Origin of the sequence: Terriglobus tenax (assembly GCF_025685395.1) — a bacterium.
In the GTDB taxonomy this organism is placed as follows: Bacteria; Acidobacteriota; Terriglobia; order Terriglobales; family Acidobacteriaceae; genus Terriglobus; species Terriglobus tenax.
Genome location: NZ_JAGSYA010000004.1, coordinates 821,685 through 834,346, shown reverse-complemented (window position 1 = coordinate 834,346; position 12,662 = coordinate 821,685). Strand labels below are relative to the sequence as shown.

Annotated in this window: 13 protein-coding genes and 1 tRNA gene; 9 read left to right on the top strand and 5 right to left on the bottom strand. The window is 60.8% G+C overall.

Translation table 11 applies throughout. The annotated features are described in order from the left end of the window. Positions 1-16 precede the first annotated feature (16 nt). From OHL13_RS09005 to OHL13_RS08995, 3 genes are all read left to right on the top strand, one after another. Positions 17-1,279, top strand: coding sequence for an MFS transporter (locus tag OHL13_RS09005; RefSeq protein WP_317889915.1), 1,263 nt, complete (start codon positions 17-19; stop codon positions 1,277-1,279). 133 nt (positions 1,280-1,412) lie between these two features. Beyond that, positions 1,413-3,524 carry an amylo-alpha-1,6-glucosidase gene (locus OHL13_RS09000; RefSeq protein ID WP_263409796.1) on the top strand — a complete coding sequence of 704 codons (2,112 nt, stop codon included), beginning with the start codon at positions 1,413-1,415 and terminating at the stop codon, positions 3,522-3,524. Between the two features lie 78 nt (positions 3,525-3,602). Continuing rightward, positions 3,603-5,003, top strand: a complete 1,401-nt coding sequence (locus OHL13_RS08995) for an energy transducer TonB (protein ID WP_263409795.1) — start codon at positions 3,603-3,605, stop codon at positions 5,001-5,003. A gap of 51 nt (positions 5,004-5,054) precedes the next feature. Here OHL13_RS08995 and OHL13_RS08990 read toward each other — a convergent pair whose 3' ends face one another. The 4 genes from OHL13_RS08990 to OHL13_RS08975 all read right to left on the bottom strand — a co-directional run bounded on the left by OHL13_RS08990 (position 5,055) and on the right by OHL13_RS08975 (position 8,021). Continuing rightward, the gene (locus tag OHL13_RS08990; protein ID WP_263409794.1) at positions 5,055-6,749 is read right to left on the bottom strand and encodes an alpha-amylase family protein; all 1,695 of its coding nucleotides are present in this window, start codon (positions 6,747-6,749) and stop codon (positions 5,055-5,057) included. 243 nt (positions 6,750-6,992) lie between these two features. After that, positions 6,993-7,069, bottom strand: a tRNA-Arg gene (locus OHL13_RS08985). Between the two features lie 82 nt (positions 7,070-7,151). Then, positions 7,152-7,436 carry a hypothetical protein gene (locus OHL13_RS08980; RefSeq protein WP_263409793.1) on the bottom strand — a complete coding sequence of 95 codons (285 nt, stop codon included), beginning with the start codon at positions 7,434-7,436 and terminating at the stop codon, positions 7,152-7,154. 120 nt (positions 7,437-7,556) lie between these two features. Then, a complete protein-coding gene (locus tag OHL13_RS08975; RefSeq protein ID WP_263409792.1) occupies positions 7,557-8,021 on the bottom strand; it encodes a TlpA family protein disulfide reductase in 465 nt (154 codons plus the stop codon). A gap of 85 nt (positions 8,022-8,106) precedes the next feature. Between OHL13_RS08975 and OHL13_RS08970 the strand changes: the two genes are divergently transcribed. From OHL13_RS08970 to truB, 6 genes are all read left to right on the top strand, one after another. Beyond that, positions 8,107-9,153: a glycosyltransferase family 2 protein gene (locus OHL13_RS08970; protein WP_263409791.1), complete on the top strand. Its 1,047-nt coding sequence runs from the start codon at positions 8,107-8,109 to the stop codon at positions 9,151-9,153. Next, on the top strand, positions 9,143-9,547 hold the full coding sequence (locus OHL13_RS08965) for an enolase C-terminal domain-like protein (RefSeq protein WP_263411633.1): 405 nt from the start codon (positions 9,143-9,145) through the stop codon (positions 9,545-9,547). Before OHL13_RS08970 ends, OHL13_RS08965 begins: the two co-directional genes overlap by 11 nt. 121 nt (positions 9,548-9,668) lie before the next feature. After that, complete coding sequence (locus OHL13_RS08960) at positions 9,669-10,079, top strand: 6-pyruvoyl trahydropterin synthase family protein (RefSeq protein ID WP_263409790.1); 411 nt, start codon at positions 9,669-9,671, stop codon at positions 10,077-10,079. After that, the gene (locus OHL13_RS08955; RefSeq protein ID WP_263409789.1) at positions 10,076-10,480 is read left to right on the top strand and encodes a 6-carboxytetrahydropterin synthase; all 405 of its coding nucleotides are present in this window, start codon (positions 10,076-10,078) and stop codon (positions 10,478-10,480) included. The genes OHL13_RS08960 and OHL13_RS08955 overlap by 4 nt, the downstream gene beginning before the upstream one ends. 78 nt (positions 10,481-10,558) lie before the next feature. Then, on the top strand, positions 10,559-11,149 hold the full coding sequence (gene folE / locus OHL13_RS08950) for a GTP cyclohydrolase I FolE (RefSeq protein WP_263409788.1): 591 nt from the start codon (positions 10,559-10,561) through the stop codon (positions 11,147-11,149). Then, positions 11,146-12,021, top strand: a complete 876-nt coding sequence (gene truB, locus OHL13_RS08945; protein WP_263409787.1) for a tRNA pseudouridine(55) synthase TruB — start codon at positions 11,146-11,148, stop codon at positions 12,019-12,021. The genes folE and truB overlap by 4 nt, the downstream gene beginning before the upstream one ends. A gap of 130 nt (positions 12,022-12,151) precedes the next feature. On the opposite strand, the gene OHL13_RS08940 is transcribed toward truB, so the two are convergent. Further along, the gene (locus OHL13_RS08940; protein ID WP_263409786.1) at positions 12,152-12,643 is read right to left on the bottom strand and encodes a TlpA family protein disulfide reductase; all 492 of its coding nucleotides are present in this window, start codon (positions 12,641-12,643) and stop codon (positions 12,152-12,154) included. Positions 12,644-12,662 lie beyond the last annotated feature (19 nt).

Sequence of the window (12,662 nt, the reverse complement as noted above, 5' to 3'; positions counted from 1 at the left end):
TAAACTCGTATCCGTCATGAGTGAAACGACCTTTGCCGCGGGTACGCCTGCTGCTGATATGCCTGAGACCTTCACGGAGTATGAAGCACCGCCCGCGCAGAGCTCGCGTGCGTTGTTGCGTGTACTGGCTGCCATCAGCTTCTGTCATCTGCTGAATGACATGGTGCAGTCGCTGCTGCCTTCGATTTACCCCATTCTGAAGAGCCAGTTCCACCTGGACTTTGCGCATCTTGGGTTGCTTACGTTTACTTACCAGGTCGTGGCTTCCATGTTACAGCCGCTGGTGGGGCAGTTTACGGACAAGCGTCCCATGCCATTTGCCCTGCCGGTGGGGATGACATTTACGCTGGGCGGTATTTTGCTGCTGGCGGTTGCTCCTACGTTTGCGTGGCTGATTGTGGGCTCGTGCCTGGTGGGCATCGGTTCGGCGATCTTTCATCCGGAGAGCTCGCGCATTGCACGCATGGCTTCGGGCGGGAAGCATGGATTCGCGCAGTCATTCTTCCAGGTGGGCGGAAACTCCGGCTCGGCGATTGGGCCGCTGCTGGCTGCGTTTATCGTGCTGCCGCAAGGGCAGAAGGGCATGGCGTGGTTTGCGATTCCGGCGGTTGTTGGTATCTGGGTGCTGTATCGGATTGGCCGCTGGTACAAAGCTCGCCACGCGGAGAACACTGCCAGGAAGCATGTTGAGAAGCATGCTCATGTTCAGCTTTCGAAGAGCCGCATTGTGTTTGCCTTGCTGATTCTGATTGCGCTGATCTTCTCGAAGTACTTCTACCTGGCAAGCCTGTCGAGTTATTACACGTTCTACCTGATCCAGCGTTTTCAGGTCTCAGTGCAGACATCGCAGATCATGCTGTTTGCGTTCCTGGGAGCGGTGGCCGCGGGTACGCTGCTTGGAGGCTCGGCGGGTGACCGCTGGGGCCGCAAGCTGGTGATCTGGATCTCGATTCTTGGGGTGCTTCCGTTCACACTGATTTTGCCGTACGCGTCACTGTTCTGGACGGGTGTGCTTTCCGTGATCATCGGCTTTGTGATTGCGTCGGCGTTTTCGGCGATCCTGGTCTATGCGCAGGAGTTGCTGCCTGGACGTGTGGGCATGATCTCAGGATTGTTCTTCGGGGTTGCGTTCGGCATGGGTGGCATTGGCGCGGCGGTACTGGGCAAGATTGCGGATGCGACCAGCATTACGACGGTGTATCACCTGTGCGCGTATCTGCCTGCCATTGGGTTGCTTACCGGGTTTTTGCCGGACATTGAGCCGAAGAAAGCGAAATAGCTTCGGCCGGTTGGAACGCTGATCCATCTTTCACTATGCAATGCAGGCTCTCCGCTACGGTCGAGATGACAAGCATTTGTGGTGATGGGACGAAGTGTTGCCCGGGGGCGGTTCTGTGCATCCAAATTGAGAGATGAAGACGATCTTTCGCCCTGCCCCGATTGTCCGTACGGTTTCGCTGGATGTTGCCCACCTGGATGAGAGTTCCCGCAGCCGCCGCGGCTTGTTTACGGAATGGATTGTTACGAATGGTCTTGGAGGATATGCCTCCGGCACCGTGGGCGGGTTGAATACGCGCCGCTACCATGGCTGGCTGATTGCCGCGCTGCCTGCACCGCATGGGCGGACCATGGTGCTGAACGATCTGCGCGAGCGGTTGACGGTGGGCGACAAGACGTATGTTCTGAATTGCGATGATTTCGTTCATAGCGACGGCGTTGATCCCATCAGCCCTTACCTGGAAGAGTTTCGCCTGGAGAACGGGCTGCCGGTGTGGCGGTACCGCTGCGACGGCAATGTGATTGAGAAGCGCGTGTGCATGGTGCATCTGCAGAACACCACGTACATCACCTATACGCTGCTGGAGGGCGAGGGCGGCCGGCTGCAGGTACAGACTGCGATGCAGGTGCGGTCGCATGATGGAGCCCTGTGGGATCTTCCGCAGGACCGCTATCGCTGGAGCGGTGTGGCCCAGGGCTTTGAGCTGCGCGTTGGCGATGATCTGCCGCCGGTGAAGATTGCGTGGCGGAGCGACGACGGCGGCTTTGAGCTGCGAACGGAGCGGCTGGATAATCTTCGCTACCGCGTGGAGCAGTCGCGGGGATATGACTGGCAGGGGTCGTTGTGGTCGCCGGGGATATTTGCGGCGGAGCTTCGCCAGGGCAAGGCGTCGTCGCTGGCGGTTTCCACGGAGGATTGGGAGAAGGTAGAGGCGCTCTCGCCGGGAGCTGCGTTTGCGGCGGAGCTGGAGCGCAAGCGGCGGTTGCTGCGTATTGCTCCTGAGGAGGCGCGGGAGGGGATTGCGGCGGAGCTGGTGATGGCCGCGGACCAGTTTCTGATTACGCCGATGGGACGCACGGCCGACCAGGTGAGGGCACATGCGGTGGGCGATGAGATTCGCACGGTGATTGCCGGTTACCACTGGTTTACGGACTGGGGCCGTGACACGATGATCTCGCTGGAGGGGCTGACGCTTTCGACGGGCCGGTATCGCGAGGCGGAATATATTCTGCGCAGCTTTGGCAGCTATATCCGCAATGGGCTGATTCCGAATTTATTTCCCGAGGGCGGTACAAGCGGGCTGTATCACACGGCGGATGCGACGTTGTGGTTCTTCCATGCGATTGACCGCTATGTGCAGACGACAGGCGACTGGGAGACGCTGGAGTTTCTGCTGCCGAAGATGGTAGACGTGGCCGAGTGGCATCTGCGTGGCACGGACTTCGGCATCCATGTGGACCAGAGTGACGGGCTGCTGGTGCAGGGGCAGGATGGCTACCAGCTGACGTGGATGGATGCGAAGGTGGGTGACTGGGTAGTGACGCCGCGGCGCGGCAAGGCCGTGGAGATCAACGCGCTCTGGTACAACGCTTTATGCCTGCTGAACGAGTGGCTGGAGACGATGAGCGACAGCACGCATGACCGTACGCGTTTTGCGGACTGGGCGACGCGCTGCCGCGAGAGCTTCAACCGGCGTTTCTGGAACGCGGAGAAGAACTGCCTGTTCGATGTGGTGGATACCTTTGGAGGCGGCGACGATGCGCAGTTGCGTCCGAACCAGCTGCTGGCGCTGGCGTTGAAGTATCCGGTGCTGGAGGAAGCAAGGTGGAAGCCGGTGGTGGAGACCTGCAGGCGAGAGCTGTGGACGCCGGTGGGGCTGCGCAGCCTGGCGCGCGGGGAGAAGGATTACAAGCCGCGCTATGATGGCGACCTGTGGGCTCGCGATGGAGCGTACCACCAGGGGACGGTGTGGGCGTGGCTGATGGGGCCGTTTGTGAATGCGTGGCTCAAAGCTTTTCCGGATGAGGTGGAGAAGGCACAGGAGTTTCTGCTTGGCTTTGACCAGCACCTGTCGGAGGATGGCGTAGGGACGGTCAGCGAGATCTTCGATGCGGAGGAGCCTTTTACGCCACGGGGCTGCATGGCGCAGGCGTGGAGCGTGGCCGAGGTGTTGCGCTGCGATTTGCTGCTGCGGCAGAGGAAGGCCGCGGCGGTGGCTGCGGACGATATGGCAGCCACGCGATAGCTGCTGACAGCAACATGGCGTAGCCTGCGGGGTTTGCAGCATGGAATACTTCGTTTGCATGGAGAGGGAGACTACGGAATGTTCCTGTCATCGCAGCTTGAGGATGTATCGCGCCGGTATCCGAGATATGTCACGGAGCTGCGCGGCTTCCTGATCAGTCGAGGGCTCCTGATGGACGCCCTCGAAACTCTGCCCGCCCTGGCGGCCCGGCTGTCGGATGACAGGGCGTTCTGCCGTGGTGTTTCGACGCTGCTTGAGGCGGTGATTTACCGGGAGCAGGAACAGATCAGCTATGCCGATCTGCTGGGGATCCTGATTGTTGCAGCGCAGGGGACGGCGGAGCCGGCTTCTTCTGTGGAGCAGGATGAGTCGACCCATTACCTGCTCGGATTTCTGATGCATCTGCGCGAATCGATGCGCAGCACTGCTGGGTTATCGGCAGCGGCGCTGGCTCCTGCTGCTCCGGTGATTCCGATTGCGGCCCCGGAGCCCGCGGGGCCGGTTGTGGCTGCAGCAGAGCCCATTGTGGTTCCGGTTCCTCCACCCGCCCCGGTGCAGAGTTTTGTGCAGCCGGCGGCAGCGCCTTTCTCGGCGTATGAAGCGGAGTATGACGAGGAGCCGGAAGAGCCGTGGTGGAAGCGCAATGCTTTGCTGGTGGGAACGGTGGCGGTGCTGCTGCTGGTTGTGGGCGGCTACGGAGCCTGGCATGCAATACAGAACCCCGCTCCTGTAACGGATACAGCGGCGACGGCTCTCCCTGCGGTACAGACGCAGCCTGCGGCCCCAGCGCCAGAGGTAGCTCCCGCATCGGAGGCAACAACCGTTCCGCAGGAAAAGCCTGTGCGTCCGTCTGCAAAAGAGAAGCGACATGCGGGGAGGGTGGCGAACGCCGCGCCGCCAGTGATTGTGCGGCAGGCCCCGGTTCCACGTTCGCAGGCGAGTGCCCCTGCTACGGTACGGCAAGCGCCGCAGACATCGAGCGCGGCCGCGCCGGCTGCTCCGGAAGTGAATGCGCCGCCTCCTCCGGCGGAACAGACGGCCTCGTCGGCACCGGTACGCAGACGGCTTCCGGTGCCGACGAACCGTCCGCGACGCGTGCCGGGGCTGGGTACAGGAGCGGCGAATACGACGGTGCCGCTGCTTTGGACTGCTCCCACGGCCGCGCCCGCGGAACCGAAGGTGAGCGCACCAACCATTACGTCGACTGCGCTGGGTGTGATGGCCAGCAACCTGGTCTACAGTCCTACGCCTTCGTATCCGGCAGAAGCGAGCGCGGCGCATGTCGAAGGCCAGGTGAAGGTTGAGGCTACGGTCGGCAACGATGGCAGCGTGACCAGTGCGCGTGTGGTCAGCGGGCCTCCGCAGTTGCGGGATGCGGCGCTGGGCGCGGTGCAACGCTGGCATTACCGGCCGTATGTCGAGGGTGGCAAGGCGCGCACGATTGTAACGACGGCGGTGCTGGAGTTTCAGCTGCCGTGAGGAACGAGATCTGTGTTCACACTGTTATGAGGCGAGAGGAATGCAGTGCGGCTAAGTAGATTTCGGTTCGGGTTTGGCCATTTTGAGCAGCAGGCCGTCGAAGCCGCCGACGCGGAACCAGCGGTAGCCGTAAGGTTCCATATGGATGCAGTAGTGGCCGTTGTCTTCTTCGAGGAAGCTGTGGTCCTTGGAGAGGATGTTGACCAGGGGCTTGCCTTCCTGGGCTCCGTCGCCGATAGCGCGGGGGGAGAGACATAGTTCGATGGGAGCGTCTGCGAAGTTGTGCAGGACCAGGGTGTGGTTGCCGCGCCAGTCGTAGCGCAGGCCGAGGATCTCACGGTGGCCGGTATCGATGATGGAGAAGTCGCCCCATCCGATCTCCGGTGTTTCTTTGCGGACGCGGATCATGCGTTCCATCCAGTCCATCAGTGAGTTGGGGTCGCGGCGCTGTTCGGCGACGTTGACGTGCTGGTAGCCAAAGGCGCTGTCGCGGATAACGTTGACCCTGGAACGCGTGGCCGGGGTGAAGCCGGCGTGGTTATCGTTGGTCCACTGCATGGCGGTGCGGCAGCTGTAGCGCTCGGGCAGGGAGAGGTCTTCGCCCATCCCGATCTCGTCGCCGTACCAGAGGACGGGAGTGCCGGGCAGGGAGAAGAGCAGAGAGTAGGCAAGCTCGATGCGGCGGCGGTCTCCGCGCAGCATGGGAGCGAGGCGACGGCGGATGCCACGACCGTAGAGCTGCATGGATTTGTCCGGGCCGAAGGCTGCGAAGACCTTTCTTCGCTGGGGTTCGGTCAGGCGGCCAAGGTCCAGCTCGTCATGATTGCGCAGGAAGGTGCCCCACTGCGCGGTTGCGGGGCGCGGCTTTGTCTGTGTGAGCGAGGTTTCAAGGGGGCGTGTGTCGGCGGTGGCCAGCGAATAAAAGAGATGCTGGTTGACGTTGAAGTTGAACATCATGGAGAGCCGTTCTCCGGATTCGCCAAAGTACTGCATGTCCGTGGTGGGAAGAACATTGGCCTCGGCCAGGATGATGGCGTCGCCTTTGCGCCAGCTGAGGAAGGCGGCGAAGGTGCGCAGCATGTCGTAGTCTTCGACGGGGCGGGTGACGCCGGAGCCTTTTTTTGCGATGACGAAAGGAACGGCGTCCATGCGGAAGCCGGAGACACCGAGCTGGATCCAGAAACCCATGATCTTGAGGATCTCCGCCTGTACGGCGGGGTTGGCGGTGTTGAGGTCGGGCTGGAACTCGTAGAAACGGTGGAAGTAGAACTCCTTCGCGGCTTCGTCCCAGGTCCATGTAGTTTGCTGCACACCGGGGAAGACCATGCCGGTGTTGGCGTTCTTCGGCTTCTTCTTCGACCAGACGTACCAGTCGCGGTAGGGCGAGTCGGGGCTGCTGCGTGCGTCCTTGAACCAGGGATGCTGGTTGGAGGTGTGATTGACAACCAGGTCGATGAGGACGCGCATGCCGCGCTGTTCGCAGGCGTGGGTGAAGTCGACGAAGTCGCCCAGGGTGCCGTAGCGCGAGTCAACGGAGTAGTAGTCGGCGATGTCGTAGCCGTCGTCCTTCTGGGGCGAGGTCTGGAAGGGCATCAGCCAGATGGCGGTGACGCCGAGTCCCTGCAGGTAGTCCAGGCGCCGGATGAGCCCCTGGAAGTCGCCGATGCCGTCGCCGTTGCCATCCTGAAAGGTTTCTACCGAGAGGCAGTAGACGATGGCGTTTTTGTACCAGAGGTCGTTGATCACCTCTGGTTGGATGCGAGGGGGGACATCCGGGTGGGAATGAGAAAAGCAGATCCTTGCAGGATGACAAAAGATAAGAAAAGCAAAAGCGAATTCCTTCGCTACGCTGCGGAATGACGTAGCTGGAAAGCGGTCGCTTTGCGCGATTTCCCACTCGTTGTGTCGTGGTGAATGGTGCACCCAAGGGGTGAGGAAGGTGCAACGCAAAAACGGACACCGCAGAGGGTGTCCGTTTCGTTTGATCTATGGTGCACCCGGAAGGAGTCGAACCTCCGACCTAATGATTCGTAGTCATTCGCTCTATCCAGCTGAGCTACGGGTGCATCCGGGACGCTGTTTTTCGAACCAGCGACAACTTTTCTAATGTAACACAGCTTTAGCCTGTTTGCGACCGTTTGCTGTGGATTATGCCTTGGCCGGAGCGGCTGCTGGAGGAGCGGGCGGCGGCGGTGGCGGAGCAGGCAGAACGAGCACTTCCGCATCGCCGATGTGCAGGCCGGCGCGGCGCAGCAACTGGTAAACGACCGGCTCGCCGAAGCGGGTGGCGTCATACTCGACACGGACCGTTTTTGCGGCTTCGTCGAGGGTCACGCGGCGGATGCCGTAGACCTCGCGCAGGTTATTCAGGGCCAGAACAGCGGCCTCAGTAGGAGGCACGCTGTAGCGGTAAAGAGCGTCGACCGTGGTCATGTGTCTAGGGTACAGGGGCAGGAGAATAGGGGCAAGATGTTGTGAGGTGCGGGGGTGAGTGTACGCCAGACCTTACTGCGTCCCCCCCAAGCGTGGTCATTAGAACACGCAACACCTACCTCACAACTTGGAGAGGTAGGTGATCATCTCCGGGCTGGCCCAGTCCTGTGCGCCGATCAGCTTGCGGCGGATGACGCCTTTGCGATCGATGATGTAGGTCTCCGGGAAGCGGAGGCTGCCGTAGAGAGCGTTGGACTTCTGCTGGGCGTCGCGGACGGTGAGGAAGAGGATGCGGTGCTCGTCGAGGAAGCGCTTGTACGCGGCGCCGTCCTCGTCGGTGGAGACGGCGAGAACCTGTACGTTGGGCAGCTTCTCCTGCAGGGTTTGCAGGGAGGGCATCTCTTCGACGCAGGGAATGCACCAGGAGGCCCAGAAGTTGAGAACGACGATCTTGCCACGGAAGCTGGAGAGCTTCACGGTGTGGTCGGTGTCGGCTACGGTGAAGTCGGGCGCGGTGCCGCCGATCTGCCCTGGTTTGACGTTGCGCTCGCAGGCGGTGAGGGGGAGCAGCATCGCGAACAACATTCCCACCCATACTGCGCGTGGAGAGGGCACCCGGATTTGTGGCAGGCGTGACATTGATTCCTATAATACGTTTGCGATGGAACTCATGGCAGCGACGATGGAACTTACGGTGATGGTGCCGGCCCGCAATGAGGAGGCCAGCCTGGGCGCATGCCTGCAGTCTCTGGTTTCGCAGAGTGAGCCTGGTTTTGAACTGGGGCGGCACTGGGAGCTGGTGGTGGTGGATGACGGCTCGACCGACGGGACGCGCGCGATTGCCGAGGGTTTTGCCGGGGTGACGGTGATAGCGGCTCCTGCGCTTGAAAACAAGCCGGGGCGGAAGGGCATGACCGGCAAGAACAATGCGTTGTGGGCGGCGGCGCAGCGGGCGCGGGGGAAGTGGCTGCTGTTTACCGATGCCGACACGGTGCATACGCCGGGCAGCCTGGGGCGGGCGATGCGCGAGGCGGAGAAGTACGAGGCGGATATGCTGTCGTACTCGCCGAAGCAGATTGTGACGGGCTTCTGGCAGAGGACGGTGATGCCGCTGATCTTCTCGGAGCTGGCGATTGCGTATCCGCCGAAGAAGGTGAGCGACCCGGCCAGCCGCATTGCCGCCGCGAATGGGCAGTTTCTGCTGGTGCAGCGTGAGGACTACTTTGCGCTGGGTGGCCACCAGGCGGTGGGCGACAAGGTGCTGGAGGATGTAGAACTGGCGTGGAAGTTCAAGGCGTCCAAGCGGAAGCTGCGCTTTCGTTATGGAGGCGATGCGCTTTCGACGCACATGTACCGCAGCTTTGCTGCGATGGTGGAGGGATGGACGAAGAACCTGGCCATCCTGTTTCCGCAGCCGCTGGCGCTGGCGGGCTTCCGCCTGATTGATTTCGGTCTGCTGCTGCTGCTGCCGGTGCTGATGATCGTTTTGCCGCAGCACATCCTGCTGCTGTGGTGGCAGTGGGCGGCGTTTGGCCTGGTGTGGCTGCGAGTGATGTGGCGGTACCTGGCGCGCGTGCGGAAGAGTGAGTTTCCGTGGGGCGATTGCGTGCTGAGCATTGTGGCGCTGCCGCTGTTTGCATGGCTGTTGTGGCGGAGCTGGATGCAGGTGAAGCTGAAGCGGGAAGTGGCCTGGAAGGGCCGGGTGTATAAGGCCTGAAGCTGTTCCGTGGCATAGGGAGCATTTTTACACCCGCTGGGATGTGGAACGGTACCTGGAGGCTGAGGCGATTGATGTGGTGCAGGCTGATCCGGAATGGTGTGGCGGCGTCTCCGAGCTGGTAAAGATCGGTACGCTGGCGGCGTTGCATGATGTTCCGGTGCTGCCGCATGGGCACTGCCTGCATGCGGCGCTGCATGTGATTGCAAGCCAGCCGCCGATGACGTTTCCGCTGGGCGAGTACTTAGTCAACAAGATGGCGCATTTCTACATGTTTGAGAAGAATCCGCTGTTTCCGAAGAGAGCGCATCTCGAGCTGCCGACGGGCCCCGGGTTCGGTATTGAGCTTGATGCGGCGAAGATTGAGAGTCAGAGAAAGATGGAGTGGGAGTAGGTACGATTCCCACATCTGGCTTCACCAGATGTGGGCACCCAAATTGTGGCAGATCACTCAGGATAGCTCGGATGTTGATGAGGTGAAGCGGTTTGGCTGGTGGCTCATCTAAACTAGAGGGATGGTTCAGCTAACCCGCAAAGCCGAGTTTTCTGCGTCGCACTTCTACTGGGTGGACACGTGGACGCCTGAGGAGAATGAGCGCGCGTTTGGGAAGTGCTCCAACCGCAATGGCCATGGGCACAACTACACGCTGGAGGTCACGGTGACCGGTGGTGTGGATCCGGTGACCGGCTTCGTCGTGGACCTGAAGGAGCTGAAGGAGATCATGGAGCGCGAGGTGGTGGGGGTGTATGACCATCGCCACCTGAACCATGAGATTCCCGAGTTCAGAACGATGCAGCCGACCAGCGAGAACATTGCGATTGCCATATGGCGGCGGCTTGAGGGAAAGATTCCCGGAGCGAAGCTGGTGAAGGTGCGCGTGTACGAGATGGAAGACCTGTTTGCCGATTACCTGGGGGAAGCATGAAAGCTTACCTTGGGCGCAGGTACCGGTTTTCGGCATCGCATCGTCTGCATGTGGATGCGTTCAGCGAGCAGCAGAACCGCGAGGTGTTTGGCAAGTGCAACAACCCCTTTGGCCATGGGCATAACTACTGGCTGGAGGTGCTGGTGAGCGGGCAGGTGGATGCAGTGAGCGGCATGGTCTGCAACCTGGTGGATGTGGATACGTTTGTGCAGCAGAGGATCGTTGCGAAGTTTGACCACATGAACCTGAACACGCTGCCGGAGTTTGCCACACTGGTGCCGTCGACCGAGAACCTGGCGATTGTGCTGTGGGAGATTTTGAAGGATTTTACCGCCGCGAAGGTGGAAAAGATCCGCATTGAAGAGACGCCGAACAACGCATTTGAGTACGCGGGCGAATAAGAGAAAGCAGATTCCTCTGCTTCGCCGCGGAATGACAAACAAAAAGGCGAAGTGGCAGAAGATGCCGAGGAGTTACGAATGAGCACATTGACGGACAAGCCGCTGAGCGAGGCATCGACGGAAGATATCTACCGCGAGCTGTTGATCCGCTATGACGAAGACCCCACGCGCGACGGGCTGCTGAAGACGCCGGAGCGCATGGAGAAGTCCATGGCCTTTTTGACAAAGGGATACAAGCAGGACCCGACGGAGATTCTGCGCGGGGCGCTGTTCGATGTGGAGTATGACGAGATGGTCATCGTCAAGGACATCGAGTTTTATTCGCTGTGCGAGCACCATCTGCTGCCGTTTTTCGGCAAGGCGCATATTGCGTATATTCCCAATGGCAAGGTGATTGGCCTGAGCAAGATGCCGCGGCTGGTGGATGTATTTGCGCGGCGGCTGCAGGTGCAGGAGCGGCTGACGCAGCAGATTGCGCATGCGATTGTGGATGCGATTGACCCGCAGGGAGTGGCCGTCATCATGGAGGCATCGCACCTGTGCATGATGATGCGCGGTGTGGAGAAGCAGAATTCGTCAACGGTGACCTCGGCCATGCTGGGCGTCTTCAAGGAACAGCAGCAGACACGCAACGAGTTTCTTTCCCTGGTGAGACAGAGTAAGTCGTGAACGGATTGTTAGTACTGGATAAGCCGGCGGGGATGACCTCGCACGATGTTGTGAACCGGGTTCGCCGCGCGACGGGTGAAAAATCAATCGGGCACCTGGGAACGCTGGACCCGATGGCGACGGGAGTTTTGCCGCTGTTGCTGGGGAAGTGGACGCGGCTGGCGCAGTTTTTCTCAAGCGCGGAGAAGGGATATACCGGCGCGATCAGGTTTGGCTTTGCGACGGATACCTATGATGCCGAGGGTGAAGCTGCTGGTGAGCCAAAGCCGCTGACGCAGACTCTGGACGAACTGCGTGTGCTGGCTAGGGGCTTCCATGGTGAGATTGAGCAGACGCCGCCGGCGTTTTCCGCCAAGAAGATCAACGGTGTGCCTGCGCATAAGCTGGCGCGGCAGGGCAAAGAGGTTCCGGTGAAGCCGGCGAAGATCCACGTGCATCGCTTTGAGCTGACATCGCTGGAAGGCGACACGGCGCGCTTTGTCGCGGAGGTTTCCGCGGGTGGGTATATCCGCTCGCTGGCGCATGATCTTGGAGCGCTGGCTGGATGTGGAGCTCACCTGACGGAGCTTCGCCGCACGAAGGCGGGCGTGTTTACGCTGGAGCAGACGATGACGCTGGAGCGGATGGACGAGCTTGCGGCAACCGGGGAGCTTGAGGCGGCATTGCCGCATCCGCGGACAATTTTGCCGGAGATGCCGTCGGTGACGGCGGACATGGCGACGGCGGGGAGACTGCGCAACGGTATGACCGTGAATCTGCCGGAGTTCTCCAATGCGCCGCTGGTGAAGGTGTTTGAGGGGCAGCGGCATATTATCGCCATCGGCAAGCGGGTTGCCGGAACGCTGATTCAGCCTACGGTTGTGATTGGGTAGCAGGTTCCTCTACTAAGCGCTGTGAGCTTCGGTCGGGATTACAGGATGAGAAGCGGTCTCGCTGCGCTCGATACCCCACCCTTCGGCTTTTGCCAAAGAATGGGGATATCGAGGTTGGCGGGAATGAAAGTTACTTCTTCAGCAGCTGCTGGACGTGCTGTTCCATGGCCTGAAGGTTGGCTTCGCCGTCGAAGCGTTCGCGGACGGTGCCGTTGCGGTCGATGAGGAAGGTGACCGGAAGGCCGAGCACGCCGCCGTAGGCTTTGCCCATCCGGGCGTCGCCCATGACGACGGGATAGTTGACCTTCAGCCTGGGAACGAGCTTTTTCACGGGAGCGTCTTCGTCGTCCATGGAGACGCCGAGAACCTGGAAGCCTTGCGGGCCGTACTGGGTCTGCCATGCGGCGAACTTCGGAATCTCCGCCTGGCAGGGAGCGCACCAGGTGGCCCAGAAGTTGAGCAGGACGACCTTGCCCTTGTACTTGGCAAGGCTGACGGACTTCTGCGTGAGGTCAGTCTTTGAGAAGGCGGGAGCGGCGTGGTTGACCAGCGGGGATTCCGCGCGTGTGGCCACTGCGCCCAGCATGATGGCGAGAGCGAGGGTAAGAGCTTTCGTGCGCATAAGAGAGATTTCCTCTGGA

What these genes read in the sequence shown, in the direction of transcription:
- OHL13_RS09005 (WP_317889915.1), top strand. Translation starts at nt 17, where the DNA reads ATGAGTGAAACGACCTTTGCCGCGGGTACGCCTGCTGCTGATATGCCT.
- OHL13_RS09000 (WP_263409796.1), top strand. Translation starts at nt 1,413, where the DNA reads ATGAAGACGATCTTTCGCCCTGCCCCGATTGTCCGTACGGTTTCGCTG.
- OHL13_RS08995 (WP_263409795.1), top strand. Translation starts at nt 3,603, where the DNA reads ATGTTCCTGTCATCGCAGCTTGAGGATGTATCGCGCCGGTATCCGAGA.
- OHL13_RS08980 (WP_263409793.1), bottom strand. Translation starts at nt 7,436, where the DNA reads ATGACCACGGTCGACGCTCTTTACCGCTACAGCGTGCCTCCTACTGAG.
- OHL13_RS08975 (WP_263409792.1), bottom strand. Translation starts at nt 8,021, where the DNA reads ATGTTGTTCGCGATGCTGCTCCCCCTCACCGCCTGCGAGCGCAACGTC.
- OHL13_RS08970 (WP_263409791.1), top strand. Translation starts at nt 8,107, where the DNA reads ATGGCAGCGACGATGGAACTTACGGTGATGGTGCCGGCCCGCAATGAG.
- OHL13_RS08960 (WP_263409790.1), top strand. Translation starts at nt 9,669, where the DNA reads ATGGTTCAGCTAACCCGCAAAGCCGAGTTTTCTGCGTCGCACTTCTAC.
- OHL13_RS08955 (WP_263409789.1), top strand. Translation starts at nt 10,076, where the DNA reads ATGAAAGCTTACCTTGGGCGCAGGTACCGGTTTTCGGCATCGCATCGT.
- folE (WP_263409788.1), top strand. Translation starts at nt 10,559, where the DNA reads ATGAGCACATTGACGGACAAGCCGCTGAGCGAGGCATCGACGGAAGAT.
- OHL13_RS08940 (WP_263409786.1), bottom strand. Translation starts at nt 12,643, where the DNA reads ATGCGCACGAAAGCTCTTACCCTCGCTCTCGCCATCATGCTGGGCGCA.